This window comes from Rhizobium leguminosarum, from assembly GCF_004123835.1.
GTDB classification, from domain to species: domain Bacteria; phylum Pseudomonadota; class Alphaproteobacteria; order Rhizobiales; family Rhizobiaceae; genus Rhizobium; species Rhizobium leguminosarum_M.
Genome location: NZ_MZMU01000025.1, coordinates 70992 through 97986 on the forward strand (window position 1 = coordinate 70992; position 26995 = coordinate 97986).

The 26995-nt window shown below is 62.5% G+C and carries 28 protein-coding genes and 1 other RNA gene; 11 read left to right on the forward strand and 18 right to left on the reverse strand.

What is annotated here, in order from left to right:
* Positions 1-68: 68 nt before the first annotated feature.
* The 6 genes from truB to rimP form a co-directional block, all read right to left on the reverse strand.
* On the reverse strand, positions 69-1001 hold the full coding sequence (truB, locus tag B5P46_RS32275; protein WP_129422266.1) for a tRNA pseudouridine(55) synthase TruB: 933 nt from the start codon (positions 999-1001) through the stop codon (positions 69-71).
* A 13-nt stretch (positions 1002-1014) separates the two neighbouring features.
* Entirely contained in the window at positions 1015-1419 is a 405-nt protein-coding gene (gene rbfA, locus B5P46_RS32280) for a 30S ribosome-binding factor RbfA (RefSeq protein WP_129422267.1), read from the reverse strand.
* Positions 1420-1569: 150 nt separating this feature from the next.
* Positions 1570-4323, reverse strand: coding sequence for a translation initiation factor IF-2 (gene infB, locus B5P46_RS32285; RefSeq protein ID WP_129422268.1), 2754 nt, complete (start codon positions 4321-4323; stop codon positions 1570-1572).
* A gap of 101 nt (positions 4324-4424) precedes the next feature.
* On the reverse strand, positions 4425-5117 hold the full coding sequence (locus B5P46_RS32290) for an RNA-binding protein (protein ID WP_171376589.1): 693 nt from the start codon (positions 5115-5117) through the stop codon (positions 4425-4427).
* Positions 5114-6715 (reverse strand): transcription termination factor NusA, encoded by a 1602-nt coding sequence (gene nusA / locus B5P46_RS32295; protein WP_129422269.1) that lies wholly within the window; start codon positions 6713-6715, stop codon positions 5114-5116. The genes B5P46_RS32290 and nusA overlap by 4 nt, the downstream gene beginning before the upstream one ends.
* Before the next feature lie 60 nt (positions 6716-6775).
* The gene (gene rimP, locus B5P46_RS32300) at positions 6776-7381 is read right to left on the reverse strand and encodes a ribosome maturation factor RimP (protein WP_003544329.1); all 606 of its coding nucleotides are present in this window, start codon (positions 7379-7381) and stop codon (positions 6776-6778) included.
* A 197-nt stretch (positions 7382-7578) separates the two neighbouring features.
* On the opposite strand from rimP, the gene B5P46_RS32305 reads away from it, so the two are divergent.
* Positions 7579-9258, forward strand: a complete 1680-nt coding sequence (locus B5P46_RS32305) for an MFS transporter (RefSeq protein WP_206735442.1) — start codon at positions 7579-7581, stop codon at positions 9256-9258.
* Between the two features lie 23 nt (positions 9259-9281).
* The gene (locus B5P46_RS32310) at positions 9282-9737 is read left to right on the forward strand and encodes a GNAT family N-acetyltransferase (protein WP_129422271.1); all 456 of its coding nucleotides are present in this window, start codon (positions 9282-9284) and stop codon (positions 9735-9737) included.
* A gap of 6 nt (positions 9738-9743) precedes the next feature.
* On the opposite strand, the gene B5P46_RS32315 is transcribed toward B5P46_RS32310, so the two are convergent.
* On the reverse strand, positions 9744-10991 hold the full coding sequence (locus B5P46_RS32315) for a lytic murein transglycosylase (protein WP_129422272.1): 1248 nt from the start codon (positions 10989-10991) through the stop codon (positions 9744-9746).
* An 11-nt stretch (positions 10992-11002) separates the two neighbouring features.
* Positions 11003-11608, reverse strand: a complete 606-nt coding sequence (recR, locus tag B5P46_RS32320; protein ID WP_003555792.1) for a recombination mediator RecR — start codon at positions 11606-11608, stop codon at positions 11003-11005.
* 57 nt (positions 11609-11665) lie between these two features.
* On the opposite strand from recR, the gene B5P46_RS32325 reads away from it, so the two are divergent.
* Positions 11666-12295, forward strand: a complete 630-nt coding sequence (locus B5P46_RS32325; protein WP_129422273.1) for an MOSC domain-containing protein — start codon at positions 11666-11668, stop codon at positions 12293-12295.
* Positions 12296-12428: 133 nt separating this feature from the next.
* On the opposite strand, the gene B5P46_RS32330 is transcribed toward B5P46_RS32325, so the two are convergent.
* From B5P46_RS32330 to ffs, 3 genes are all read right to left on the reverse strand, one after another.
* Positions 12429-12752 carry a YbaB/EbfC family nucleoid-associated protein gene (locus B5P46_RS32330; RefSeq protein WP_003544342.1) on the reverse strand — a complete coding sequence of 108 codons (324 nt, stop codon included), beginning with the start codon at positions 12750-12752 and terminating at the stop codon, positions 12429-12431.
* A gap of 22 nt (positions 12753-12774) precedes the next feature.
* Positions 12775-14652 (reverse strand): DNA polymerase III subunit gamma/tau, encoded by a 1878-nt coding sequence (locus B5P46_RS32335; protein WP_129422274.1) that lies wholly within the window; start codon positions 14650-14652, stop codon positions 12775-12777.
* Between the two features lie 45 nt (positions 14653-14697).
* An RNA gene (ffs, locus tag B5P46_RS32340) (signal recognition particle sRNA small type) lies at positions 14698-14794 on the reverse strand.
* A gap of 89 nt (positions 14795-14883) precedes the next feature.
* On the opposite strand from ffs, the gene B5P46_RS32345 reads away from it, so the two are divergent.
* From B5P46_RS32345 to B5P46_RS32365, 5 genes are all read left to right on the forward strand, one after another.
* On the forward strand, positions 14884-15294 hold the full coding sequence (locus B5P46_RS32345; RefSeq protein ID WP_129422275.1) for an HIT domain-containing protein: 411 nt from the start codon (positions 14884-14886) through the stop codon (positions 15292-15294).
* Complete coding sequence (nudC, locus tag B5P46_RS32350; protein WP_129422276.1) at positions 15291-16250, forward strand: NAD(+) diphosphatase; 960 nt, start codon at positions 15291-15293, stop codon at positions 16248-16250. The genes B5P46_RS32345 and nudC overlap by 4 nt, the downstream gene beginning before the upstream one ends.
* A gap of 4 nt (positions 16251-16254) precedes the next feature.
* Positions 16255-16950, forward strand: coding sequence for a helix-turn-helix transcriptional regulator (locus tag B5P46_RS32355; RefSeq protein WP_129422277.1), 696 nt, complete (start codon positions 16255-16257; stop codon positions 16948-16950).
* A gap of 70 nt (positions 16951-17020) precedes the next feature.
* Positions 17021-17281: a hypothetical protein gene (locus B5P46_RS32360; RefSeq protein ID WP_129422278.1), complete on the forward strand. Its 261-nt coding sequence runs from the start codon at positions 17021-17023 to the stop codon at positions 17279-17281.
* 195 nt (positions 17282-17476) lie between these two features.
* On the forward strand, positions 17477-17845 hold the full coding sequence (locus B5P46_RS32365; protein ID WP_003555800.1) for a VOC family protein: 369 nt from the start codon (positions 17477-17479) through the stop codon (positions 17843-17845).
* A gap of 24 nt (positions 17846-17869) precedes the next feature.
* Here the strand turns inward: B5P46_RS32365 and B5P46_RS32370 are convergent, their stop codons facing one another.
* Complete coding sequence (locus tag B5P46_RS32370) at positions 17870-18724, reverse strand: prephenate dehydratase (protein WP_129422279.1); 855 nt, start codon at positions 18722-18724, stop codon at positions 17870-17872.
* A gap of 10 nt (positions 18725-18734) precedes the next feature.
* Positions 18735-19490, reverse strand: coding sequence for a 3-deoxy-manno-octulosonate cytidylyltransferase (locus B5P46_RS32375; RefSeq protein WP_129422280.1), 756 nt, complete (start codon positions 19488-19490; stop codon positions 18735-18737).
* Between the two features lie 154 nt (positions 19491-19644).
* On the opposite strand from B5P46_RS32375, the gene B5P46_RS32380 reads away from it, so the two are divergent.
* The gene (locus B5P46_RS32380) at positions 19645-20208 is read left to right on the forward strand and encodes a c-type cytochrome (protein ID WP_129422281.1); all 564 of its coding nucleotides are present in this window, start codon (positions 19645-19647) and stop codon (positions 20206-20208) included.
* A gap of 67 nt (positions 20209-20275) precedes the next feature.
* Here B5P46_RS32380 and B5P46_RS32385 read toward each other — a convergent pair whose 3' ends face one another.
* On the reverse strand, positions 20276-21226 hold the full coding sequence (locus B5P46_RS32385) for an AEC family transporter (protein WP_129422282.1): 951 nt from the start codon (positions 21224-21226) through the stop codon (positions 20276-20278).
* A gap of 488 nt (positions 21227-21714) precedes the next feature.
* On the opposite strand from B5P46_RS32385, the gene B5P46_RS32390 reads away from it, so the two are divergent.
* Entirely contained in the window at positions 21715-22707 is a 993-nt protein-coding gene (locus B5P46_RS32390) for an adenosine kinase (RefSeq protein ID WP_129422283.1), read from the forward strand.
* On the opposite strand, the gene B5P46_RS32395 is transcribed toward B5P46_RS32390, so the two are convergent.
* Positions 22700-23239 carry an SH3 domain-containing protein gene (locus B5P46_RS32395; RefSeq protein WP_129422284.1) on the reverse strand — a complete coding sequence of 180 codons (540 nt, stop codon included), beginning with the start codon at positions 23237-23239 and terminating at the stop codon, positions 22700-22702. The two genes, B5P46_RS32390 and B5P46_RS32395, sit on opposite strands and share 8 nt — an antisense overlap.
* Positions 23240-23424: 185 nt before the next feature.
* On the opposite strand from B5P46_RS32395, the gene B5P46_RS32400 reads away from it, so the two are divergent.
* Positions 23425-24426: a 2-hydroxyacid dehydrogenase gene (locus B5P46_RS32400; RefSeq protein WP_129422285.1), complete on the forward strand. Its 1002-nt coding sequence runs from the start codon at positions 23425-23427 to the stop codon at positions 24424-24426.
* Positions 24427-24559: 133 nt separating this feature from the next.
* On the opposite strand, the gene B5P46_RS32405 is transcribed toward B5P46_RS32400, so the two are convergent.
* Genes B5P46_RS32405 through recF form a run of 3 tightly spaced genes read right to left on the reverse strand, consistent with a single transcriptional unit; the run spans position 24560 to position 26975 of the window.
* Complete coding sequence (locus B5P46_RS32405) at positions 24560-25033, reverse strand: GNAT family N-acetyltransferase (RefSeq protein ID WP_129422286.1); 474 nt, start codon at positions 25031-25033, stop codon at positions 24560-24562.
* Positions 25030-25854 (reverse strand): molybdopterin-synthase adenylyltransferase MoeB, encoded by an 825-nt coding sequence (locus B5P46_RS32410; RefSeq protein ID WP_129422287.1) that lies wholly within the window; start codon positions 25852-25854, stop codon positions 25030-25032. The genes B5P46_RS32405 and B5P46_RS32410 overlap by 4 nt, the downstream gene beginning before the upstream one ends.
* Positions 25851-26975, reverse strand: a complete 1125-nt coding sequence (recF, locus tag B5P46_RS32415) for a DNA replication/repair protein RecF (RefSeq protein ID WP_129422288.1) — start codon at positions 26973-26975, stop codon at positions 25851-25853. Before recF ends, B5P46_RS32410 begins: the two co-directional genes overlap by 4 nt.
* Positions 26976-26995: the final 20 nt, after the last annotated feature.

Consider the following 26995-nt stretch of genomic DNA (forward strand, 5'->3'; position numbering starts at 1 on the left):
CCCGACAGGGAAGATATCGCATCGCTACCGGCTGACAATCGCTGTCGTTGTCAGAAAGCGAGATAGGCTCAGGCGAAAACCCGCTTCGGGCGAAACTCGCCCTGGCCGATCTCGCCGATCGCGATCAGCTTGCCGCGGGCCGTCGCATAGGCTTCGCTTTCGGCAACCGGCGCATCGCGGCCACGCACCAGGATCGGGTTGCCCATCTTCAGCCGGTGCGCCTGGTCGTCGTTGATGACGAGATGGGGCAGGGAGGATAGCGCTTCGCAGGTGTCGATCAGCAGCGCGTCGAGGGCCGCCAGGCGCTCGTCCATATCCTCGATCGCCTCCAGTGCCACGAGATCCGCGAGCGGCACCATGGCCTCTTCCGCGAAAGGCGCGACGAAGGTGCGCCGCAGCCCGGACACATGGCCGTAGCAGCCGAGCTCGCGGCCGAAATCGCGCGCCAGCGCCCTGACATAGGTACCCTTGCCGCATTCCACTTCGAAATGCGCGCTGTCGGCGTCCGGGCAGGCGAGCAAGGTCAGCCGAAAAATATCGACCTCACGCGAGGGGATTTCGACGGTTTCGCCTTCGCGCGCCAGATCATAGGCGCGTTCACCGGATATCTTGATAGCGGAAAACTGCGGCGGCACCTGGCTGATGGTACCGATATATCCAGGCAGGATATCGCGGATCTGCTGTTCGCTCGGGCGTTTGTCCGAACTCTTGGTCACGTCGCCCTCGAGATCGTCGGTCGCACGCTCCTCGCCCCAGCTCACCGTGAATTCATAGATCTTGCGGCCGTCCATCACGTAGGGGACAGTCTTCGTCGCGTCGCCGAGCGCGATCGGCAGCATGCCGGAGGCGAGCGGATCGAGCGTGCCGGCATGACCGGCCTTCTCAGCCTTATAGAGCCACTTGATCTTGGAAACGGCTTCCGTCGAGCCGAAATCCACCGGCTTGTCGAGGATCAGCCAGCCGGAAATCGGCCGGCCCTTGGGTTTGCGTGGTTTGGACATGCGTCTCTTCTGTTTATTGTTCGTCATTATCGCCGTCGAGGTCGCGGCTCACCTCGGGCGAACGCAGCAGCTCGTCGATCTTCTTGTAGTTGTCGAAGCTGGTATCGTCGCGGAAGCGCACCTCCGGCATGTATTTCATCTGCCGGAGCTGCGGCCCGAGCCGGCCGCGGATGAACCTCGCGTGGCGGTTCAACGCCTCGATGACGATGCTGTGGTCGGAAACGCCGAGCGGCGTCACATAGGCGGTGGCGATCTTGAGGTCCGGCGACATGCGCACTTCCGAGATCGAGATCACGGTCGCCTCGATGACGTCGTCACGCACTTCGCCGCGCTGCAGCACCTGGGTGATAGCGGCGCGAACCTGTTCGCCAATGCGCAGCATGCGCTGCGAAGGCGCGGAAGAAGTTGCTCTGGTCATTGTTATCTCTATTTGCCGATGCGGCTGGGAATCGAACCCGTCAAAGGAGAGCGTCCATGACTCTTTTGGTCGAAAAGGTCAAGTCGGCAGATGCCCGAAAGCCATCCGCCGGCTAGCGGATGGCTTTCGGAAAAGTTCAGGCGCAGCTGTTTAGAGCGTGCGCGTGATATGCTCGACGCGGAAGCACTCGATGACGTCGCCGGCGCGCATGTCCTCGTAGTTTTCGAAGGCCATGCCGCATTCCTGACCCATCGGCACTTCGGACACTTCGTCCTTGAAGCGCTTGAGCGTCTTGAGCTTGCCTTCGTGAACGACGACGTCGTTGCGGATGAGGCGGACGCCCGCACCACGTTCGACCTTGCCTTCGACGACACGGCAGCCCGCGACCTTGCCGACCTTGGTGATGTTGAACACCTCGAGGATCTCGGCATTGCCGATGAAGGTTTCGCGCCGCTCCGGAGACAAGAGGCCCGACATCGCTGCCTTCACGTCATCCACGAGGTCGTAGATGATGTTGTAGTAGCGGATCTCGATGCCTTCGCGCTCGGCGAACTGGCGTGCTTGCGTATTCGCACGAACGTTGAAGCCGATGATGGCCGCGTTCGAGGCTTCGGCGAGCGAGATATCCGACTCGGTGATGCCGCCGGCGCCCGAATGGACGATGCGGGCGCGGACTTCGTCGGTGCCGAGCTTCTCCAGCGCGCCGGCAATCGCTTCGATCGAGCCCTGCACGTCGCCCTTGATGACCAGCGGGAACTCCTTGATGCCGACGCTTTGGCGCTGCATCATCATCTGTTCCAGAGAACCGCGCTGTCCCGACTGGCGGGCAGCCGCCTTGTCGCGGGCCAGACGCTGACGATATTCCGAGATTTCGCGGGCGCGACTTTCGCTTTCGACGACGGCGAACTTGTCGCCCGCCTGCGGCGTGCCGGAAAGACCGAGAACCTCGACCGGCGTTGCCGGACCAGCTTCCTTCACATGGTCGCCCTTGTCGGTGACGAGCGCGCGCACGCGACCCCAGACGTCGCCGGCGACGATGATCTGGCCCGGACGCAGCGTGCCCTTCTGGACGAGCACGGTCGCGACCGAACCACGGCCACGATCGAGCTGGGCTTCGATGACAGTGCCTTCCGCGGTCCGGTTCGCATTGGCCTTGAGATCGAGAATTTCCGCCTGCAGCAGGATCGCCTCGAGCAGCTTGTCGAGGTTCTTGCCGGTCTTGGCCGAAACCTCGACGTCAAGCACTTCACCGCCCATGGATTCCACGAAGACTTCGTGCTGCAGCAGCTGGTTGCGGACCTTCTGCGGATCAGCCTCGTGCTTGTCGACCTTGTTGATCGCCACGATGATCGGAACACCGGCCGCCTTGGCGTGGTTGATCGATTCGATCGTCTGCGGCATCACGCTGTCGTCGGCAGCGACGACCAGGATCGCGATATCGGTCGCCTGCGCACCGCGGGCACGCATTGCCGTGAAGGCGGCGTGGCCGGGCGTATCGATGAAGGTGATCTTCTGACCGTTCTGCTCCACCTGATAGGCGCCGATATGCTGGGTGATGCCACCGGCTTCGCCGGAGACCACGTTGGCATGGCGGATGGCGTCGAGCAGCGAGGTCTTGCCGTGGTCGACATGGCCCATGATGGTAACGACGGGTGGGCGCGAAACCAGTTCGCCATCGTCGTCGGACACGTTGAAGATGCCGAGTTCGACGTCGGATTCAGACACGCGCCGGACCGTATGGCCGAATTCGCCGGCGATGAGTTCGGCAAGGTCGGCGTCGATGACGTCGCCCGGCTTCATCATCTGGCCTTCCTTCATCAGGTACTTGATGACGTCGACGGCGCGTTCGGACATGCGCTGCGACAGTTCCTGAATGGTGATGGTCTCGGGCAGAACCACCTCGCGGGAGATCTTCTCGCGGGTTTCCTGCATCTGACCGCGGCGGAACTTCTCCTGCCGGCGACGCATCGCCGAGAGCGAACGACCGCGGGCATTGTCTTCGCCGTCGACGTTGGCAGTGGTGATCGTCAACTTGCCGCGACGGCGCTCTTCATCCGTCTTCGGACGAGTCGTGACCGGCTTTGCGGGTTCCGGGCGAACAACGCGGCCACGGACAGGACCGCCGCGCGCTGCGCCACGATCGTCGTCTTCCTTTTCCTCGCGACGGCCGCGAACGGCCCCAGGAACGGCAGCGCCGGGTGCCGGACGGGCAGCAGGTGCTCCAGCCGCATCGGGCCGGCGTGCGGCCGGTGCCGACGATGCGGGCTGCGGCGGCCGTGGCGCGTCGGAGCGTGCTTCGGTCGGAGCCGGTTCTGCGGCTGCGGGTTCGGCAACAGCGGGTGCTTCAGCCTGCCGGATAGCCTCTTCAGCGGCCCTGCGGGCAGCTTCCTCCGCTTCGGCGGCCTTGCGGATCACCTCTTCGGCGGCACGGCGCTTTTCTTCCTCGGCGCGGCGGATCGCATCCTGGGCGTCACGCGCCTGGGAGTCGGCAAGCGCGCGGCGGCGGGCGTCCATCTCTTCCGGCGACAGATGGTTCAGCACCACCGGGCGCGGACGATCGTTCTGGCGCTGCGGCTGGTGGGACTGCTGCTGCGGACGCTGGTTCGTCTGGTTGTTGTTGCCCTGCTGGACCCGCGGAGCCGGCGTCGGCTGCTGCGGACGCGCCTGCACGGGTGCGGGCGCCGGTTCGGCTGCGCGGACGGGGGCCGCCGGAGCGACGGGCGTGATCGGCTTTTCATCTTCCGGGCGCATCGGGCGCCGCTTACGGGTCTCGACGACGACCGCCTTGGTGCGACCTCGACCCATATCCTGGCGAACGGTGCCCTGGCTCATCCCCGATGGTTTCAGGGTGAGTGTCTTTTTGCCCGCTACGCTGATTGTCTTGTCGTCGTTACTATCGGTCATTCGTTCCCGTTCCTTCGGACAGGGAGCGATGACTAGATCAGACCCTGTCGTTCAATACTGTCGATCAATGAGGATGGGACCGGCCGATGCCGGTGACCGCCTCATTGTTTTTGCCGGCCAGCGCCGCCCGCTGCCCGGGACTGACCGCCAATACGGTACTGTTCGAGCATCTTTGCGCGCTTCACTACACCTTCACCCGCCTGCCCTGCAAGCACTGCGGCATGGATAAAAGCATTCTGGCCCATCAGGCCTTCCATTTCGCTCTCCGAGAAGAGACGGAAGGAAGGTATCTCCTCCTCGGTCTCCATTCCGAGGTGCCAGGCCTTGCGGGCCTGGTCGATTTTCCGGACGCCGTCGTCCGCTGCGCCGGTCGCGTGGAACACCGCAAGGGCTGCTCCGCTTCTAACCGCGGCATCCACTTTCGCGGACCCGCTGACGAACTGGCCGGCTTTCCGCGCCATGTTCATCATCTGCATCAATTGCGCCGCGAGCAGCCGATCGACGCTCGCGCCGAGATCGTCCGCCGCCTTCACATCCATTTTCAACGCGCGGGCGAAGAGCTTCTTCGCCACCGCCCTGTCGACCAGCGACCGGTCGATCTTCACCCAGCATCCGCGTCCCGGAAGCTCGCGCTTCAGGTCGGCGACAACTGTTCCATCGGGAGCGGCGACGAACCGGATCAGCTCTTCCGGCGATCCGCTTTCGCGCGTCACGATGCACATGCGTCCGTTCACGTCATAACCTGCAAGATCGTCGTCCTCGAGAGGAGCGTCCGGTTCATGCGCGGTCATCATGCTTCTTGTTCGGCTTCGGTGACCTCTTCTTCGGTCCCCTTCGCCAGGTCCTCTTGCGTGATCCAGCCAGCCGAAAGGCGGGCCTGGACGATCATCTGTTCTGCCTCGACGCGCGAGACGTCGAACTTCGAGAACAGACCCTCGAACTTCTTCGTTTCGCCGTTCTTGCGCTCCGTCCAACCGACGAGATCGTCGGCAGCGCAGCCGGCAAAGTCCTCGATCGTCTTGATGCCGTCTTCGCCGAGCGCCACCATCATCTGGGCGGTCATGCCGTTGATTTCACGAAGTTCGTCCTCAACACCGAGCGCCTTGCGCTTCTCGTCCATCTCGGCTTCGAGACGCTCGAGGAATTCGCGGGCGCGCTGCTGGATTTCCTGCGCCGTCTCTTCGTCGAAACCGTCGATCGAAGAGATTTCGTCGAGATCGACATAAGCCAGTTCTTCAACCGCGGCAAAACCTTCCGAAGCCAGAACCTGGCCGACCATCTCGTCGACATCGAGCGAATCCATGAACAGGTTGGTGCGCTCGTTGAATTCCTTCTGGCGGCGTTCCGATTCCTCGGCCTCCGTCATGATGTCGATATCCCAGCCGGTCAGCTGCGAGGCGAGGCGGACGTTCTGGCCGCGGCGGCCGATGGCAAGCGACAGCTGCTCGTCGGGAACGACGACTTCGATACGCTCGGCATCCTCGTCGAGAACGACCTTGGCGACCTCAGCCGGCTGCAGGGCGTTGACGACGAAGGTCGCCGGGTCTTGGCTCCACGGAATGATGTCGATCTTTTCGCCCTGGAGTTCGCCGACGACGGCCTGAACGCGTGAGCCGCGCATACCGACGCAGGCGCCGACCGGATCGATCGAGCTGTCGTTCGAGATCACCGCGATCTTGGCGCGCGAACCCGGATCGCGGGCGACCGACTTCACTTGGATGATACCATCGTAAATCTCCGGCACTTCCATGGTGAAGAGCTTCACCATGAACTGCGGATGCGTGCGCGACAGGAAGATCTGCGGGCCGCGCTGCTCGCGGCGGACATCATAGACATAGGCACGGACGCGATCGCCATAGCGGACGTTTTCGCGCGGGATCATTTCGTCGCGGCGGATGATGCCTTCGCCACGACCGAGATCGACGATGACGTTGCCGTATTCGACGCGCTTGACGGTGCCGTTGACGATTTCGCCGACGCGATCCTTGAATTCGTCGAACTGGCGGTCGCGCTCGGCTTCACGCACCTTCTGCACGATCACCTGCTTGGCCGACTGTGCGGCGATGCGGCCGAAATCCATCGGCGGCAGCGGATCGGCGATGAAATCGCCGAGTGCGGCGTCCGGGTTGCGATCGCGGGCCAGCTCCAGCGGGATCTGGGTCGAATAATCCTCGGCCTTCTCGACGACTTCGAGCAGGCGCTGCAGGCGGATTTCGCCGGTCTTCGGATTGATGTCGGCCCGGATGTTGGACTCGGTGCCGTAACGGGAGCGTGCCGCCTTCTGGATGGCATCGGCCATTGCGGCCAGCACGATCTCGCGGTCGATGACTTTTTCGCGCGCCACTGCATCTGCGATCTGCAGAAGTTCGAGCCGGTTCGCACTGACTGCCATTGTCTTGTTTCTCCGTCTTTACTCGCCGGGTTCCCGTCCCTGGAGCGGTCTGTTGATCGGTTATTCTTCGTCGTCCGCTTCGTTCTGGTTGGCGGCCTGGGCTTTCGCCAGCTTGTCGGCGCGCAACGCGTCGCGGATCAGGTCGTCGGTCAGAATGAGCTTCGCATCGCTAAGCGCCGTGAAGGGAATGGTGACCTTCTGCTCTTCCCCATAGGCGATCTGGTCACGCTCAAGCGTGAAACCATCTGTGCCTGCTTCGACGATCTTGCCGCGGAAGCGCTTGCGATTGTCGATCAAGATCGACGTCTCGCATTTCACAAGGTGGCCCTGCCAGCGGACGAAATCGGATTTCCGCACCATCGGACGGTCGATGCCGGGCGAAGACACTTCCAGATGATACTCTTTATCGACCGGATCTTCCACATCGAGGACGGGAGAAATCGCCATCGAGACTTCTTCGCAATCCTGAACCGTCATCGTGCCGTCGTTGCGTTCGGCCATGACCTGCATCGTCGCGCCGTTCTGGTTCATCATGCGGACGCGGATAAGCCGGAAGCCCAGGTCGACGAGAACGGGTTCGATGATATCGGCAAGACGCTGGTCGAGCCCGGTTTCGGTAATCAGCCGCGGCTCACGTTCATTGTCTGCGTTTGTCAGATCCGACAAGCGGTGCGCTCCTCGCAATTTCATGCTTTTTCGGCGATCGCGCTAATAAAAAAGAGCGGGTCCTTGCGGCCCACTCTTCATCAAGCGATCAAGAATTTGAGAGCCATATAGTCGGGTTTTTCCGAAATTGCAAGGTCTGCGACCGATTCCGTCAATTCGCTTGCCGCGCGTGAACAGGCCTATGGCCAGCGCCGGTCTTGCGCATATATTGCCGTTGGCGCGCAATAACAAAAGCGGGAGAAATCGTGGCCTACACTTCGTCGACATTGGCGCCTTTGCGGCACGATACCTACCGCACAATCTGGTTCGCGAGCCTTTCTTCGAATTTCGGCGGCCTGATCCAGGCGGTGGGTGCTGCCTGGATGATGACGACGATCACCGCCTCGGAGGACATGGTCGCGCTGGTGCAGACCTCGACGGCGCTGCCGATCATGCTGTTTTCGCTGATATCGGGTGCGCTCGCCGACAATTATGACCGCCGCCGGGTCATGCTGACGGCGCAGTGCATGATGCTCACCGTCTCGGCGCTGCTGACGGCCTCAGCCCTTCTCGGCTGGATCACGCCCTGGCTGCTGCTCTTCTTCACCTTCCTGATCGGCTGCGGCACCGCACTCAACAATCCCTCCTGGCAGGCCTCGGTCGGCGATATGGTGCCGCGTGCCGATCTGCCGGCAGCGGTCACACTGAACAGCATGGGTTTCAACATCACCCGCAGCGTCGGCCCGGCGATCGGCGGCGTCATCGTCGCCGCTGCCGGCGCGGCCGCGGCCTTCGCGGTGAATACGCTGAGTTACCTCGCCTTGATCTATGCCCTGCTGCGCTGGCGGCCAGCCGCGCCCGTCTCGACCCTGCCGCGTGAGGCGCTCGGCAGCGCCATCTTTGCCGGCCTGCGCTATGTCTCGATGTCGCCCAATCTTGAAAAGGTCCTCGTCAGGGGGCTGCTCTTCGGCATCGGCGCCAGCTCGATCCTGGCGCTGCTGCCGGTCGTCGCCCTCGATCTCGTTGCCGGCGGCCCGCTGACCTATGGTTTCATGCTCGGCGCCTTCGGCATCGGCGCGATTGGCGGTGCGGTGCTGAATGCCAGGCTTCGCCAGGTGCTTTCCAGCGAGATGATCATCCGGCTCTCCTTTGCCGGCTTCGCATTGAGCGCGGTCATCGCAGCCGTGAGCTCGAGCGCCGTCTTGACCTCCGCCGGGCTGCTCGTTTCCGGCGCCTGCTGGGTCTCCGCACTTTCGCTCTTCAACACCATCGTCCAGCTTTCGACGCCGCGCTGGGTGGTCGGCCGGGCGCTGTCGCTCTACCAGACCGTCACCTTCGGCGGCATCGCCGGCGGCAGCTGGCTGTGGGGCGTTGCTGCGGATCGCTACGGCGTCGCCGATGCGCTGCTGATGTCATCCGTCGTCATGCTGCTCGGCATCGCGATCGGCCTGCGTTTTTCCATGCCGGCCTTCGCCTCGCTCAATCTCGACCCACTGAACCGCTTCACCGAACCGGCCCTCAGTCTCGACATCACGCCGCGTAGCGGCCCGATCGTCATCCAGGTCGATTACGAAATTGCCGATGAGGACCTTGCCGAGTTCATGGAATTGATGGGCGAACGCCGCCGTATCCGCATCCGCGACGGCGCCCGCAACTGGGCGCTGATGCGTGATCTTGAAAATCCCAGCCTTTGGACGGAAACCTACCATACGCCGACCTGGGTCGAATACATTAGACACAATCAACGACGCACGCAGGCCGATGCCGAAAATACTGACAGGCTGCGTGCGCTTCACCGCGGCGAAGGTCCGCTGCATGTCCACCGCATGATCGAACGCCAGGCCATTCCGCCGGGCGACGACGTCTTCCACAAGGCGCCGATCGATCTGCATCATTGAGACCAGGTGTGCAGAGATCAAACATGTATAGATTCAGGCTCGCCCGCCAATCCGATCTTTCTGCCATCGTCCGGCTTCTGGCCGATGACGATCTTGGCGGCACCAGGGAGATCGTTTCGGATCCCGTCGACGCGCGTTATCTCTCGGCCTTCGCCGCGATCGAGGCGGACGCCAATCAGCTTCTGGCCGTCGCAACCGATGCGGCCGATCGGGTCGTCGGCTGCCTGCAGCTGAGCTTTGTTCCCGGTCTTTCGAGGACGGGCATGTGGCGCGGCCAGATCGAAAGCGTGCGTGTTGCAAGCGATCTTCGCGGCTCTGGCCTCGGCTCTGAATTCATCGAATGGGCGATCGCCCAATGCGCCGAGCGTGGTTGCGGCCTCGTGCAGCTGACATCGGACAAGACGCGAGGGGATGCGATCCGCTTCTACGAGAAGCTCGGTTTCGTCACCAGCCATGAAGGTTTGAAACGCAATCTCTGAAGCCGGTTACTTCAGCTTGCCCTTCATCGTCGCCTCGGGAAAGCATGTCGGCTTCATGCCGTTCTTTGCCTGCCACTGGCCGATCGAACGCCGGGTCTTGTAGCCCGGCAGACCGTCGGAACCGCCGACATCATAGCCCTGCCGTTCCAGCGCCTTCTGCATGGCGGCGACATCCGAGCGCAGCATCTTGCCGACATCGCCCCATCTGCCTTGGAAGGCGTCGCCATTATAGGCGATCCGGTCGGCGAGGTTGCCGATATAGAGCGCGTAGAGATCGGAATTATTATATTCCTTGATGATGTAGAAATTCGGGGTGACGATGAATTCCGGTCCGTCGCGGCCGGCCGGAACCAGCATCATGCCCTCAGCCTTCATTTCGCCGGAGGGAAAGCCCTTGCCGGAGATGCGGTCGATGCCGAGCGAGGCCCAGTGCGACAGCGGCTTTGCCAGATCAGGTCCCTCCTGGGCGCAGGAGACCGCCTCCGGTATCGACACCTCGAAGCCCCAGTCGCGGTTGCGCTGCCAGCCTTTCTTGACCAGGTAATTGGCGATCGAGGCGAGCGTATCGGGCACCGAGGTCCAGATATTACGGTGACCGTCGCCATCGAAATCCACGGCATATTTTAGATAGCTCGTCGGCATGAATTGCGGCTGGCCGAGTGCGCCCGCCCACGAACCCTTGAAATCGGCAGGTGTGACGTCGCCGCCGTCGAGAATATGGAGTGCGGCCACCAGCTCGGTGCGGAACATCTCCTTGCGCGTCGACATGAAGGCCTTGGTCGCCAGCACCTCGATCGCCGAATTCGGGATCTTCGCCGCACCGAAACCGGTCTCCCGGCCCCAGATGGCCAGCACGATCGAGCCCGGCACGCCATAGGTCTTTTCGATCCGCTTCAGCGTCGAGCCGTATTGGGCGGCAAAGCCGCGTCCCGTTGCGGCAAGCTTCTTCAGTTGGTCTTCGTTGAAATAGGGAGCGGGCGAGGAAAATTCGGCCTGCGTCTGCTTCTGCTCCTTCGGCGGCGGGAAGCCCGGCGGAGCGAGATCGGGCAGGTTCCAGTTCAGCGTGATGCCTGAGAAAGCGGCTTGAAAGACCTTCTCCGAAATGCCGTTCGCCTTCGCCTCCGGCCAGAGGTCGGCCTGCACCCAGGTCTCGAACTGCGCCTCGACATCGGCTTTCGAAGGGGCCGCGTAACAGGAGAGGGGCAGGAGAGCTGCCGCCAATGCGAGTGCGAATATCCCCGTGCTCTTCGGCATAGACAAACCCCTCATATCACAGTCCGCGCCCGAAGGGCCGCCGCAAGCGTGCCCTCGTCGAGATAGTCGAGCTCGCCGCCGACGGGCACGCCGTGCGCCAGCCGCGTGATCTTCACGTCGAGCCCCTGCAACTGGTCGGTGATGTAATGCGCTGTCGTCTGTCCCTCGACCGTGGCATTGACCGCGATGATCAGTTCCCGGATGCCGCCCTCGCCGACACGGTCGATCAGGCCGCGAATGTTGAGATCGTCAGGACCGACCCCGTCGAGCGGCGACAGCGTGCCGCCGAGCACGTGATAGGCGGCGTTCATCGCGCCTGCCCGTTCCAACGCCCAGAGATCCGATACGTCCTCGACGACGATGATGACGGATTGATCGCGTTGCGTGTCGGTGCAGACAATGCAGGGATCGACCGTATCGACATTGCCGCAGCGCGAGCAGATCTTCACCTTGTCATAGGCCTCGCCCATTGCATTCGACAGCGGGCCGAGCAACTGGTCCTTCTTCTTGATCAGATGCAGTGCCGCCCGGCGCGCCGAGCGCGGCCCGAGGCCCGGCACCTTCGCCAGAAGCTGGATGAGTTTTTCGATTTCGGGTCCGGTGACTCGTTTTGCCATGCGCCGTTCTTAACTGATATGGAACGAAAACGGAATCGCGGAAGGATCGGCCATCCCATGAAAATCCTGGCCTTGTGCACCGGCAATCCGGAAAGACTGCCGGGCAAGAGCTACAAGACCGGCATCTTCAAACAAGCCGTCAACGGCCCGGTGATAATCGACGCCGAAGGTCTTGTCGGCGATGCGATCTGCAACCGCAAACACCATGGCGGCGTCGACCAGGCGGTCTATGTCGAGGGATCGCTGACGCTCGACTGGTGGGCGCAGGAGCTGGGCCGACCCTACGAGGCCGGTACTTTTGGCGAGAACATGGTGATATCAGATCTGGATAATCGCGACGTCGCCGTCGGCGACCGCTTTATCGTCGGCGATCTGATCCTCGAGGTCACGGCATGCCGTATGCCCTGCGCCACCTTCGCCGCCAGGATGGCCGATCCGAAATTCGTCAAGCGTTACACCGCCGCCGCCCGTCCCGGCATCTATTGCCGCGTCATCCGGGGCGGCGTGGTCGAGCCCGGGATGCCGATGGAATACACGTCTTTTTCGGGAGACAAGATTACGATGCCCGAGCTAATGGAGACCTTCGGCCGAAGGCTTCAGGGCGCAGATCGGGCGCGATATCTCGCGGCCCCAATTCACTACAAGCTTCGGGCCATGCTGGAATCCCAAGCCGACCAAGCGCACTAGAGCGGTTCGGCTTTTCATAGAAACGCAGAACCGCTCTAACCTTTTCTTTTGACGCAATTCCGGACGGAAACCGCTTCGCACTTTTCCTGGAATTGCTCTAGATCACACTTTACACCTTGATATGTGGGCCGCCTCAGAATGGCAGCTTGAAGCCCGGTGGGATCGGCAGGCCTGCCGTCAGCGCCTTGGTCTTTTCGGCGGCGAGCGCCTCGGCCTTGTCCTTGGCGTCCTTGTGGGCGGCGACGATCAGGTCCTCGAGGATCTCGACATCGTCTTCCTTGAACAGCGACGGATCGATCTTCAGGCTCTTCAACTCGCCTTTGCCCGTGATGACGACGGCGACGAGCCCGCCGCCCGCTTTGCCTTCGGCCGTGAGCTCAGCGATCTCCGCCTGCATCTGCTCCATCTTGGCCTGCATTTCCTTGACTTTGCCCATCATGCCCATGATGTCGCGCATCGTCTCGCTCCTTGTTGAAACCTCAGAATTCTATGTCGTCGCCCGGCAAGATGTCACCTTCCTCGGATTCGGCGGCGGCCGGCGGCGTCGCCTCGCCTTCCTCCTCCGGCTCGGGCGCCCGTACGCGCACGTCGATGATCTTGGCACCCGGAAAATGTGCAAGGATTGCCGCCACGTCAGGGTCCTGGCGCGCGTCGATCACATGCTGTTCCCGCGTCCTGGCCTCTGCCTCCACCAGCGTCGGCTGGCCCTCGTCGCGGCTGAGGCTGACGATCCAATGGATGCCGGTCCATTCCTTCAGCTTGACGGCAAGCTCGTTGAGCAGCGTCGTCGGCGCACCGGGAGCCAGGCTGACGTCGAGCCGGCCGGCTTCGATCCGGACCGGGCGCAGGAAGGTGCGCACCATGGCCTTCAGCTTCGGATCGCGTTTCTCGGTGGCTAGGTTGACGATATCGTTGACCGAATTGACCGGGACGAGCGGCTTCGGTGCTTCCGCCGGTTTTGGCTCGATCCGCCCGACAGACATCGTCTCCGGCTGGCTGCTCGGCACGGCACGCAGCATCGCCACCGGCGCGGAAGACGGTAGTTGGCTCGGCGCGGTTTCCGCTGCACGCGCCGCGACACTGCTTTGATAGGGAACCCGTGTACCGCTGCCGCCGCCATTGCCGGACGGTGGAGCCGCGGGCCGGGGGCCGGCATTGTCGCCGGAAAATTCGGCAAGCCGCCGCGCCGCATCCTCGGGCGCCGGCAGATGGGCGGCATGCGCAAGCCGGATCAGCACCATCTCGGCCGCGCCTGCCGTCCGCGACGAGCCTTCCGTCTCCGGAATGCCTTTCAGCAGCATCTGCCAGATGCGCGACAGCGTCGTCACTGCAACGCCCTTGGCAAATTCCGCCGCCTTGGTGCGCTCGACCTCGCTGAGCGAAGGATCGTTTGCCGCATCCGGCACATATTTCAACCGCGTCACCAGATGGGTGAAATCGGCAAGATCGGTCAACACCACCACCGGATTGGCGCCGGCTTCGTACTGGTTCTGGAACTCGCCGAGGGCTGCGGCCACATCGCCTTTGAGGATATGCTGGAAGAGATCGACGATCCGGGCGCGATCGGCAAGGCCGAGCATGCCGCGCACGGCTTCCGCCTGCACGACGCCTGCGCCATGGGCGATCGCCTGGTCGAGCAGAGACAGGCCGTCGCGCGCCGAGCCTTCGGCAGCACGCGCGATCATCGCCAGCGCGTCCGGCTCCGCCTCGATGCCTTCCTTAGCCGCGATCGTCGTGAACAGCCCGACGAGATCGGAGGCGCTGATGCGCCGCAGGTCGAAGCGCTGGCAGCGTGACAACACGGTGATCGGCACCTTGCGGATCTCGGTGGTGGCGAAGATGAATTTCACATGCTCCGGCGGCTCTTCCAATGTCTTCAACAGGCCGTTGAAGGCCTGCGTCGACAGCATGTGCACTTCGTCGATGATATAGACCTTGTAGCGCGCCGAAACCGGCCGGTAGCGCACCTGCTCGATGATCTCGCGAATATCGTCGATACCGGTATGGGAGGCGGCATCCATCTCGATCACGTCGACATGCCGGCCTTCCATGATCGCCTGGCAGTGCTCGCCGGGCGTGCGGAGGTCGATCGTCGGCTTGTCGGTCTCTGATGTTTTGTAGTTCAGCGCCCGCGCCAGGATGCGCGCCGTCGTCGTCTTGCCGACGCCGCGCACGCCGGTCAGCATGTAGGCTTGCGCGATGCGGCCGGTCTCGAAGGCGTTGGTGAGGGTGCGGACCATCGGCTCCTGGCCGACCATCAGGTCCGTGAAATCCTTGGGGCGGTATTTGCGAGCCAGCACTCGGTATCCGGTGCCCGTCGAGGCGGCATCTTTTGATTGTCGCTCGGTGTCGCTCATCGCCCTGCTTGTCGCCCGGACTGTCGGGCACTTCGTGGAGAGAAGGTGGGAGGCTGGCACGATGACCCGTGCCGGGCTCGTTAGGGCTGCTTCCTTCCGGACCTGACCCGGTTGGCGAGTGGCTCGTCCACCACCAACCTCCCGGATGCACATATCGGCAATATCGTCATCAAAAGCAAGCCAACATGCGAAAAAACTGCTAGTCATTGGAAAAGACAGGAGGAATGCCATTTGAACGGTTTCGTGCTCGACCCCAGGCTGGAAAATGACAGCGTCAGCATCATGGTCACCGGCCTCTGCGATCTGAGATTGTCGAAGGACGCCCGCTGGCCCTGGCTCATTCTCGTGCCGCGCCGGGCTGATATAACCGAAATCTTCGAACTGACACCGCTCGACCAGGTGCTGCTTGCCTTCGAGACGGAGCTGGTCGCCAAGGCGCTGAAGAAGATCACCGGCGCGACAAAAATCAATATCGGGGCTCTTGGCAACATCGTCCGCCAGCTTCATGTTCATGTCATTGCCCGCTTCGAAGGCGATGCCAACTGGCCGGGTCCCGTCTGGGGCTTCGGGCGCGCGGAGCCCTACGAAGACGGAAAGAGAGACAAATTTACAGTGAAGCTGCGGGAAGCCCTTTCATCATGAGTCATTCGCTTTTCGATTCGGATGTGCCGCATCCGGAACCCAGCAATCTCACGGCCTTTGCCGCCAACGACCTCAACCGCGATTCCGAGCATCGCGACGAACAATCCGTCGAAAAGGCGCTGGCCAAGGAAGGCACCCATATCTTCGCCTTCGCCGGGGATAAGCTGGTGCTGAAGCATGACGGCCAGGTGCTCGATCCGCTCTTTGCCCGCTACGAGCTGCAGGAATTGCAGCCGAATTGGGACGAGACCATACTTCTCGGCTACCGCAAATCAGGCGAGCCGCGCCTTGCGGTTCCCGTCGGCATCGACGTCGACGACCTCACCAGCCACTACAAGCCTGCCGACGGCCGCACGCTGTTTCGCGAAATGCTGATCGACGAGGTGTTGCTCGGCGAATTCGCGCAGGCCGCAAGCCTCATCCGTTGGAATGGCGACAATCGCTTCTGCGGCCGCTGCGGCTCGGCGATGGAGATCCACATCGGCGGCTACAAGCGTGTCTGCGCCGCCTGTGAGCACATGATCTTCCCCCGCACCGACCCCGTCGTCATCATGCTGACCGTCGACGAGCAGCGCGACCTCTGCCTGCTCGGCCGCAGCCCGCATTTCGCGCCGGGCATGTATTCCTGTCTTGCCGGCTTCCTCGAACCCGGCGAGACGATCGAGAACGCCGTGCGCCGTGAAACGCTGGAGGAATCGGGCATCCGTACCGGCCGCATCCGCTACCATGCCTCGCAGCCCTGGCCGATGCCGCATTCACTGATGATCGGCTGTTACGCCGAGGCGAAATCCACCGAAATTAGCCGCGACGAGACCGAGCTGGAGGATTGCCGCTGGTTCACCCGCGAGGAAACGATCGAGATGCTGGAACGCCCGAGCGCGACAGGCAGGGCCTCGCCGCCGAAAGGGGCGATCGCCCACCGCCTGATGCGTGACTGGGTGGAGTGGAAGCGGTAGCGCCATGCCGGTCGCCCGCTCGGAACGGCTGTTGACGCTGCTCCAGACGCTCCGGCGTTACCGGCGGCCGGTGACCGGCACGGTGCTGGCACAAGAGACCGGGGTCAGTCTGCGCACGCTCTATCGCGATATTGCCAGCCTGCAGGCCCAGGGCGCGATGATCGAAGGCGAAGCCGGCATCGGTTATGTGCTGAAGCCCGGCTTCATGCTACCGCCGATGATGTTTTCCGAAGAAGAGCTGGAGGCATTGGTCCTCGGCTCGCGTTGGGTGGCGCGCGCCGCCGAGCCGCGCCTTGCCGGCGCCGGCGCCGATGCACTGGCCAAGATAGCCGCCGTGCTGCCGTCCGACATGCGAGAGATGATCGATTCGGCGGCCCTGTTCGTCGGCCCCAAGCGCAGGGACGAGGACAAGGCTGACGTTTCGGCCATCCGCAAGGCGATCCGCATGGAGCGGATTCTCGAACTGCATTATGGCGACGAGCAGGGCCGTATTTCGCGCCGCCGCGTCTGGCCTTTCGGGCTCGGTTATTACGAGCATGTGCGCGTCCTGATGGCCTGGTGCGAACTGCGCCAGGATTTTCGCCATTTCCGCACCGATCGCATCATCGACATGGCGTTGCACGAGGTGCGTTATCCGCGCCGCCGCACGGTGCTCCTCAAGGAATGGCGCGAGACGCAGGACGTGCCGATGGAGAACTGAACGCTGCTGCCATAAACTGTCAGCAGATGGAGTTATTATCAGTGCAGTTCACCAGGAAGGAGTACTGATCATGGTAACGCCTCCAGCCATTCATTTCGCGAACGACCGTTTTGCGGCTGAGTCCTTTGCCGATGTCATTTCGGCCGAGACTTTTGCCGATGTCCGCCAGTCAGCGCGCTCCGGCCTGCTGCACCTGGTCATGAACATTTTCCGCTTTCGCAGGGGAGATCGCACCAGCCTCGACCTTGAAGCGACCCCGGATTACCTGAAGCGCGACCTCGGCTTCATCGATGGACGCGACCCGCGCTGCGAGGACCGTTTTCCGCTCTAAAGCATATCGCGCAAAACTGTGCAGCAGTTTTGCGACAACGACATGCGCGACCGCTTTAGGCCGCCCATCCTTATCAACATTCTGCCCGACGAGAACGGGGCGTTGCGATCGCAACGCCCTCGGTAGTCTGCTGCCATGATTTGTCAGCAGACGAGATCTCTGGCGGCGCCATTCTTAAACAACGGGAGAACCGAAATGACCAGCCCCAACCTCATCATTCTTTACGTCAAGGACCCGGGTGAAAGCGCCAGCTTCTACCGGAATCTGCTGAACCGCGAGCCGGCCGTGGAAGCGCCGAATTTCGTCGCTTTTCCGCTTGAGGGCGGTTTCACGCTCGGTCTCTGGCGGCGCAGCAAGGTCGAGCCGCAGCCCTCCGCCATCGGCAACCGCGGCGAAGTGGCCTTCATGGTCGAAGGAGAAAATGCCGTCGCCAGACATTATGAAGACTGGCGCCAGCGCGGTCTGCCGATCGCCCAGGAATTGACCGAACTGGATTTCGGCCCGACCTTCGTCGTGCTCGATCCGGATGGGCATCGGCTGCGTGTCTGTGAGCCGGATAAATAATTCAGGCGACTTGCGGGGCTTGCCTTACAGCAGGCCTCGCATTGCATGCCCCTTGTAGACGCCGAGGATGCGGACTTTCTCGGAAAAGAACCGCAGTTCCTCCAAGGCCCGGCGCACGTTCGGATCGTTCGGATGGCCCTCGATATCGGCGTAAAACTGCGTCGCCACGAATTTTCCGCCGAGCTGATAGCTTTCCAGCTTCGTCATGTTGATGTTGTTGGTGGCAAAGCCGCCGAGCGCCTTGTAGAGCGCGGCCGGAATGTTGCGGACGTTGAAGACGAAGGTGGTGACGACCTTTTCTTCCGCCGAATTCCGCTGTGCCCATTCCTCGTCGCGGGACAGGACGACGAAGCGGGTGACGTTGTTTTCCGTATCCTCGACATTTTCGGCGATGATCTCGAGCCCGTAGAGATCGGCGGCAAGGCGTGGCGCCAAGGCGGCCATCGAGCGGTCGCCGGTTTCCTTCACGAGCTTTGCCGCCCCCGCCGTATCGCCGGCGATCACAGGCTTCCAGCCATTGGCACGAACGATCTTGCGGCACTGGCCGAGCGCGTGGATATGGCTGTGCACCGTGCGGATCTCGTCCTTGGTAACACCGGGCAGCACCATCAGCTGGAAGCGGATCGGCATGAAATATTCGCCGATGATGTGCAGCCGCGACTCCGGCAGCAGATGATGGATATCGGCGACGCGCCCGGCGATCGTGTTCTCGATCGGGATCATCCCGATATCGGCATCGCCGTTGTCGACCGCCGTGAACGCATCCTCGAAGGTCTGGCAGGGCAGCGGCTCCATGGTCGGAAACATGTCGCGGCTGGCCATATCGGAATTGGCGCCGAATTCGCCCTGGAAGGCGATCCTGTTGGTCTTGATGTTCATGATGGTTCCGTCAGTTCGACTTTGCGGAGAGGATGCGCCGCGCTTTTTCGAGGTCGGCGGGAGTATCGACACCGAGCGGAACCGTGTCAACGATCTCGGCGTCGATGCGCATGCCGGCTTCCAGCGCCCGCAGTTGCTCCAGTGATTCGCGCTTTTCGAGCGTCGAGGGACCGAGCGAGACGAACCGTTCGAGCGCCGCGCGCCGATAGGCATAAAGGCCGATATGATGGTAGAGCGGCCCCTGGCCGTAAGGGGCGGTTGCCCGCGTGAAGTAGAGCGCGTGCAGCCGGGCCGCGGAAATCGGCGAGCCGACGATCTTGACGATGTGCGGCGCGGTCTTGTCCTCCTCATTGTCGATTTCGGTCGTCAGCGTGCCGATATCGACCGCCTCGTTTTCGAGCGGTCGCAAAGCCGCGCGCACTGTATCCGGATCGATCGTCGGCAGATCGCCCTGGACGTTGACAATGATTTTCGCCTTTCCGTCCGGATCGACTTTCGTCAGCGCCTCAAAGATCCGATCGGAACCCGATTGATGATCCGTGCTGGTCATGACGACCTCGAAGCCGGCAGCGGCCACGGCATCGAACACTTGGGCGTCGTCGACGGCGACGACGACGCGGCCGATGGCTGCTTCCCTGGCGCGCATCGCCACCTGGACGATCATCGGCAGGCCGCAAATATCGGCCAGCGGCTTGCCCGGAAGGCGGGTGGAGGCCATGCGCGCCGGGATCAGCACCAGCACGCCATCTAAATTTGAATCACTCATTGTTCAGGCCTTCTAATCCGGGCTGGAAAGTGTCAAAAAGTCTCATGCGCAAGACCATTTAGACAGTTGCAACGAACAGCCAAAAGACATAGGTTCCGCGCGATTTCAAGATGGTCCGGTTTATGATCTGCCGGCTGCAAGGGGAGCATTGCAGATGAATTCATACGTCAATACGGCCGTCGGGGCGCTGCTCGGAACGATTTTCGTTCTGATGTCGGTCTCTATCGCGTCCGAAGGAATCTTCCATTCCGAAGCACCGGAAAAGGAAGGTTTCGCGATCGTTGCCGAAGAGGCGCCCGCTGCTGGCGGCGAGGCTGCGCCTGCCGTTGCCGTTCCGATTGCGCAATTGCTCGCTTCTGCAGATGCCAAGGCCGGCGAGACGGTCTTCAAGAAGTGTCAGGCCTGTCATGACGCCACCAAAGGGGGGCCGAACAAAGTCGGTCCCAACCTCTTTGGTGTCGTAGATCGCCCGGTCGCCTCGCATGCAGGCTTCGCCTATTCTACCGCCATGAAGGATTTCTCCAAAGGCAGCAGCGAGAAGTGGACCTTCGACTATCTCAACAAGTTCCTGCTGGCGCCGAAGAAGGACGTTCCCGGTACCGCGATGAGCTTTGCAGGTCTGCCGAAGGATCAGGATCGGGCCAACGTCATCCTCTATCTGCACACGCTCGCCGATTCGCCGGTACCGTTGCCGGATCCGAACGCGGCGACGCAATGAGCGCACATACAATCGCATGACATCGAAGCCCGGCCCCGCAAGCCGGGCTTTTTTGTGCTGAGAGCGCTCAGGCGCCGAGGAAATAGGCCCAGAGCGAGACCGTGATGGCGCCGAGCGCCGTCGTCACGGTGATGGTCGAGGCGGCGAGGCTGTGACCGACGCCGAAGCGATTGGCGATCAGCCAGGCGTTGACGCCTGTTGGGACGGAGGAGGTCAGTACGATTGCTGCCGTCCATTCGGGGCGGCTGAGGCCGAGGAGATGGCTTGCCGCCCAGACGCAGCCCGGCAACAGCAGCAGCTTGCACGCCGAGGTGACGCTGGCGATACCGAGATTGCCGGAAACGCCGTATCTCTCCAGCGCCATGCCGAGCGATATCAGCGCCGCCGGGCCGGCAATGCCGGCGATCTGCCCGACGACCGTTGCCAGCGTTGTTGGCATGGTGAGACCGGAAAGGTGCATGGCCATGCCGGCCGCAAGGCCGATCACCAGCGGGTTGCGCACGAGATTGACTGCGATCTGGCGGAGCACGAGCATCATGCTGCGATCGCTTTTGCCGGCGATCTTGCGCTCGGCATGCTCCATCAGCACTGTGCCGGCGACCATCATCACGGGCAGATGCACGGCAAGCAGGATCGACAGCGCCACCAGCCCTTCGTCGCCGACGGTCCGCTCGACAAGCGGCAGGCCGATGAAGATATTGTTGGCGAAGGCCGAGGACACGCCGGCCAGCACGCCGATCCGTTCGTCGCGGTTAAAGAGGCGTGTGGCGGCGATATGGCCGGCCGTCCAGGTGATAGCAACGCCGGAAAAATAGACGATCCAGAGCCGGAAGGGTGAGGCGCCGTGAAAATCCGCCTCGGCGATGGTGCGGAAGAGCAGAAGCGGCACGGCGATCTTGAAGACGAATTCGCTGAGCGCTTCGCCGACATTCGACGCCATCAACCCGCTGCGGACGATCACCCAGCCGATGAGAATCAGAATGAAGATGGGAAGGACGTCGAAAATGATGGCTGACATGCGGGAGGCTGCTCTGCGCGGGGGAGTATACGACCTCTACAGCGCCGCGTCTTTTCGAGACGCGCAAAGGACGCTGTAGTACTTTGAATTAAGGAATTATGCAGTAGCAGCAAACGGCTCGGATTGAAAAGCCAATCGCCGCCCGATCCGGCAGCCCGAGTATCCGAAAGCAAAAAAAGCGGGCACAGCCCGCTTTTCCGCTCCGGCCGTGCCGGATATCCGGATCACGAAGCTGCCAGTCCATCCGTGGTCAGCATCGCGCCGGTAAGATCGAAGGGATCATCCCTCGTGCGCCCGACTGCAACTGAAAGCTGCTCATGCCGGTCTTCTTGCGAGTATTTCTAGATATTGAAAATGACAGGGACATGACGAATAGCCGGCACTTTTGCGAAGAAATAGATAGGCCAACCACCATTTATCCTTCCAAACCGCAGAAATTTCGCTAAGACCAAACCCCGGCTATCACAAACTCCGGGACCTCCCATTTCATGACAAGATTCGATGTTCTGACAGTCGGCAACGCAATCGTGGATATCATTGCCCGTTGCGACGACCAGTTCCTCATTGACAACCAGATCACCAAGGCGGCGATGAACCTTATCGATGCCGAACGCGCCGAACTCTTGTATTCGCGCATGGGACCGGCGCTCGAAGCTTCCGGCGGCAGCGCCGGCAACACGGCGGCGGGCGTGGCGAGCCTCGGCGGCAAGGCTGCCTATTTCGGCAATGTCGCCCAAGATCAGCTCGGTGACATCTTCGCGCACGACATCCGCGCCCAGGGCGTCCACTACCAGACCCGGCCGAAGGGCACCTTCCCGCCGACGGCGCGTTCGATGATCTTCGTCACCGAAGACGGCGAGCGTTCGATGAACACCTATCTCGGCGCTTGCGTCGAACTCGGCCCGGAAGACGTCGAGACCGACGTCGTGGCCGACGCCAAGGTTACCTATTTCGAAGGTTATCTCTGGGATCCGCCGCGCGCCAAGGAAGCGATCCTCGATTGTGCCCGCATCGCCCATGAAAACGGCCGCGAAATGTCGATGACGCTGTCCGACAGCTTCTGCGTCGACCGCTATCGCGGTGAGTTCCTCGATCTGATGCGCTCCGGCAAGGTCGATATCGTCTTCGCCAATCGCCAGGAAGCACTGTCGCTCTACGAGACCGACGATTTCGAGGAGGCGCTGAACAGGATCGCCGCCGATTGCAAGATCGCCGCCGTGACGATGAGCGAGGACGGCGCCGTCATCCTGAAGGGCCGTGAGCGTTTTTACGTCGATGCGATCAGGATCAAGGAAGTGGTCGATACGACCGGTGCCGGCGATCTCTTCGCCTCCGGCTTCCTCTATGGCTACACGCAGGGACGCTCTCTCGAGGATTGCGGCAAGCTCGGTTGCCTGGCTGCCGGCATCGTCATCCAACAGATCGGTCCGCGCCCGATGACCTCGCTTTCCGAGGCCGCCAAACGGGCAGGGCTTATTTGAAGGCTTCGCCGGGATAGGCGCCCCAGATCTCCGACTGCGCCACCCAGCCCGAGGCGCCGTCGGATTCGGCGCGGCACCAGTCGCCGTTGCATTCGCCGATCGTCAGCATCACGCCGGGTTCGAGCTTGGCGACGATCGAGGCGGAGGGCTGCGCCTCGCGGCGCAGATTGACATAGATTCCCTTGCCCTTGGTCTTCATCCACGGGGCGGCGATCGCCGCGCGCTGGCCTGACAGCAGCGACTGGTTGACCCAGCCTTCGGTGCCGTCGGCATCTCGGATGCGGCGCCAATTGTCGTATTCCTGGATGATCTCCACCGGCAGGCCGGATTTCAGGTACATCCACGACACGGCGTAATCCGTTCCTGGACCGATGCGCAGGTTGACGCGCTTGGATTTCAGCGTGACGAAACGCGGCAATGGCAGTCCGCTTGGCCCCTTGGCCGCCTGCGCATGGGCGAACTCGACGCTTCCCAGGGATGCAGCCAGAGCGATGGCAAGGGCGAGGCAGGACTTTAGGACTTTGCTGCGCATGGAAGTTTCCGTTTGCTCGAATTCGCGGGCAGGCCCGGCCTGCTCGCGGTCCGGGCTCTGACATTCCCCGGCTGCACCACGAGTTTTGTTTGTCTTCGCGTGCGGGTCTGGTAGAAAATGCCCGGAATGGGAAAATTATCACCCCTCTTGGTTAAAGACCTCTGAACAAGGCACCACAGGCAGCCATGACAGCGAAGAAAAAACCGAAGGTCTACATCACCCGCAAGCTGCCGGATGCCGTCGAAACCCGGATGCGCGAACTCTTCGACGCCGAGCTGAACATCGACGACGCGCCGCGTTCCGTTCCCGAGCTGATCGCCGCGGTCAAGACCGCCGACGTGCTGGTGCCGACCGTCACCGATCGTATCGACGCGGCGCTGATCGAACAGGCGGGACCGCAGATGAAGCTGATTGCGAGCTTCTCGAACGGCACCGATCACATCGACGTCGAGGCGGCGGCGCGCAAGGGCATCACCGTTACCAACACGCCGAACGTCCTGACCGAGGACACCGCCGATATGACGATGGCGCTGATTCTCGCGGTTCCGAGAAGGCTCGGCGAAGGTGCGCGCGTGCTGACCGACCAGCCGGGTGAATGGGCAGGCTGGTCTCCCACCTGGATGCTCGGCCGGCGCATTCACGGCAAGCGCATCGGCATCGTCGGCATGGGCCGCATCGGCACGGCGGTGGCCCGCCGCGCCAAGGCTTTCGGCCTGTCGATCCACTACCACAACCGCAAGCGCGTCAATCCGGCCGTCGAGGACGAGCTGGAGGCGACCTATTGGGAAAGCCTCGACCAGATGCTTGCCCGCGTCGATATCGTTTCCGTCAATTGTCCGTCGACGCCGGCCACCTTTCACCTGATCTCGGCCCGCCGTCTGGCGCTGCTGCAGCCGACAGCCTATCTCGTCAACACCGCGCGCGGCGACGTGGTCGACGAAGCTGCGCTGATCAAATGCCTGAGGGAAGGACGGATCGCCGGCGCCGGCCTCGACGTCTTCGAGAACGAGCCCGCCGTCAACCCGAAGCTTATCAAGCTCGCCAATGAGGGCAAGGTCGTGCTGCTGCCGCATATGAGTTCGGCGACGATCGAAGGCCGCATCGACATGGGCGACAAGGTCATCATCAATATCCGCACCTTCATCGACGGTCACAGGCCGCCGAATCGGGTACTGCCCGGCCGCTAGAGCAATTCCAGGAAAAGTGCGAAGCGGTTTTTCGTCCGGAATTGCGTAAAAACAAAAGGCTAGAGCGGTCCTGCGCTTCCGTTAAAAGCTGACCGCTCTAAGCGCATCTCAGGATCGAATCACGCGAGGCGCATCAAGACGCAAGGACCTTGCGCATCTCGATGAACGTCGTCTTGGCAAAGCCGGGATGGGCCTCTTCGGCGGTTCTGGAAAATCCCCAGGCGGCAAAGACGGCGTGGTTGTCGGTGAGTTCGATGCGCGTTTCCAGCCGCAAAGCGGGAAGGCCGAGTGCTGCAGCGGTCTCCTCGGCTGTTGTCAGCAGCCGCTTGCCGAGGCCCTTGCCCTGCACCTCAGGCAGAACGGCGAGCTTGCCGACATAGAGACAATCGGCCTCCGGCCGCAGAAAGAGGCAGCCGATCAGTTTTTCGCCGTCGATCGCGATATGGCCGATCTCGGCCCTGGCCTTTTCTGCCAGCGACTCCGCCGTCAGCTCGAGCGCCGAGGATGGCGGGTCGATCCTGCCATTCATGGAGGCGAAGGCGGAAAGGATGAGCGTCAGCAGTTCATCCCAGCGCGTGAAAGTCTGATCAAGCCGAACAATCCTCATCCCGCCTGTCTCTGTGTCGTACGGCGTCGTTTGTAGCGGACGGTGTCGAAGCGAGCCGAGAGTGCGTCGTAGAGCAGCAACCGTCCGACCAGCGGTTCGCCGGTGCCGGTGACGAGCTTGATCGCTTCCATCGCCATCATCGTGCCGATGACGCCTGTGAGCGCGCCGATGATGCCGGCCTCGGCGCATGCGGGAATCAATCCAGCCGGCGGCGCTTCCGGAAACAGGTCACGATATCGAGGGTTGGGCGTTCCGTCCTCAGCCGTATCATAGGGCTTGAGAACCGTCAGCGAGCCGTCGAAGCGCCCGACGGCGCCGGTGACGAGCGGAATATGCGCTTCATCAGCCGCATCGGCGGCGGCATAACGGGTGTCGAAATTGTCGGAGCCGTCGATCAGCAGATCGAAGCCCGAGAGTTGACGGCGGGCGGCCTCCGGGGAGAAGCGTTCCTCGAAGCGGATCAGTCGGACATGCGGATTGAGCCTGGCGATGGCGAAGGCGGCGCTCTCCGTCTTCAATTCGCCGATCGTGCCGGAATCATGGATCACCTGGCGCTGCAGGTTCGACAATGACACTCGGTCGTCGTCGACGATCCCGAGCGTGCCGACGCCGGCTGCGGCCAGATATTGCAGGACCGGTGCACCGAGGCCACCGGCGCCGATCACCAGCACGCGGGCGGCTTTCAATTTCTGCTGGCCGGCGCCGCCGATCTCCGGCAGCAGGATGTGGCGGTGATAGCGCGCGATTTCTTCGGGGCTGAGCGGTTCCATGGTGCCGATGTTATCATGACGCCCGACGCCGGGAAAAGCCGCCTCCGTCATTCGAACACCCTTCCGTCGGCCACCGTGAAAAACTGCGCCCTGTCGCCGAGTGCTGAAAACATCGCGCGATCCGTTCCGGTCATGAAGGCCTGGCCGCCGAGCCCGTCGATAAGGTCGAATAACGCGGCGCGGCGGCCCTCGTCGAGATGGGCCGCGATCTCGTCGAGCAGCAGGATCGGCGCATGGCCGGTGAGATTACCGACGAGCCGGGCATGCGCAAGCACCAGGCCGACAAGCAGCGCTTTCTGCTCGCCGGTGGAGCAACGCTCCGCCTCCATCGCCTTTTCGCGGTGATGCACGATGAGATCGGCCCGGTGCGGCCCCTCGAGCGTGCGCCCTGCGCCGGCATCGCGGTAGCGGCTCTCCGCCAGCATCGCCGCGTAGTCGTCCTCAAGGTCGACCGAGGGGCGCGAGAACTGGCCGTCCATGAAGCCTGAGAGTTGCAGCGATGCCGAAGGGAAGGGCGACGTTTCGCGGGTTTCCTCGATCAGCCGGGTCAGCAGGCCGAGCATCTCCTGCCGGGCGAGCGCCATGGCGATGCCGAGGCTTGCCATCTGCTCCTCGATGCCGGCAAGCCAGGAGGGATCGAAGCGCCCTTCATCCAGCAATTTGTTGCGGCTGCGCATGGCGCGCTCAAAATCGCTGGCGCGGCGGCCATGGGCGGGATCGAGCGACAGCACCAGCCGGTCGAGAAAGCGGCGCCGGTCGGAAGAGGCGCCGGTAAAGAGGCCGTCCATCGCCGGTGTCAGCCAGAGAAGGCGCAGATGGTCGGTCAGTTCGTCGGCAGTCTTTGCCGTCGTGCCATTGATGCGCAGCCTGCGGGCGGTGGTCTCCTCGCCCGTTTCGATGCCGGTGCCGATCTCGACGTCGCCCTCCATGCCGTCGAGCGCGGCGAAGATCGAAAAGCCGCCGGCCGCGCCGACCCGGGTAATATCGCCATAAGCCGCGCGGCGCAGGCCGCGGCCAGGCGAAAGCAGCGAGACTGCCTCCATGAGATTGGTCTTGCCGGCGCCGTTGTCTCCCGTCAGCACGGCATGCCGACCATCAAGGGTTAGGGCCGCCGCCACATAGTTGCGGAAGTCTGTCAGCTTCAGACGGGAAAGAGAAACCTTGTGCGGCATCGAATGTCCGGAATCGTAAA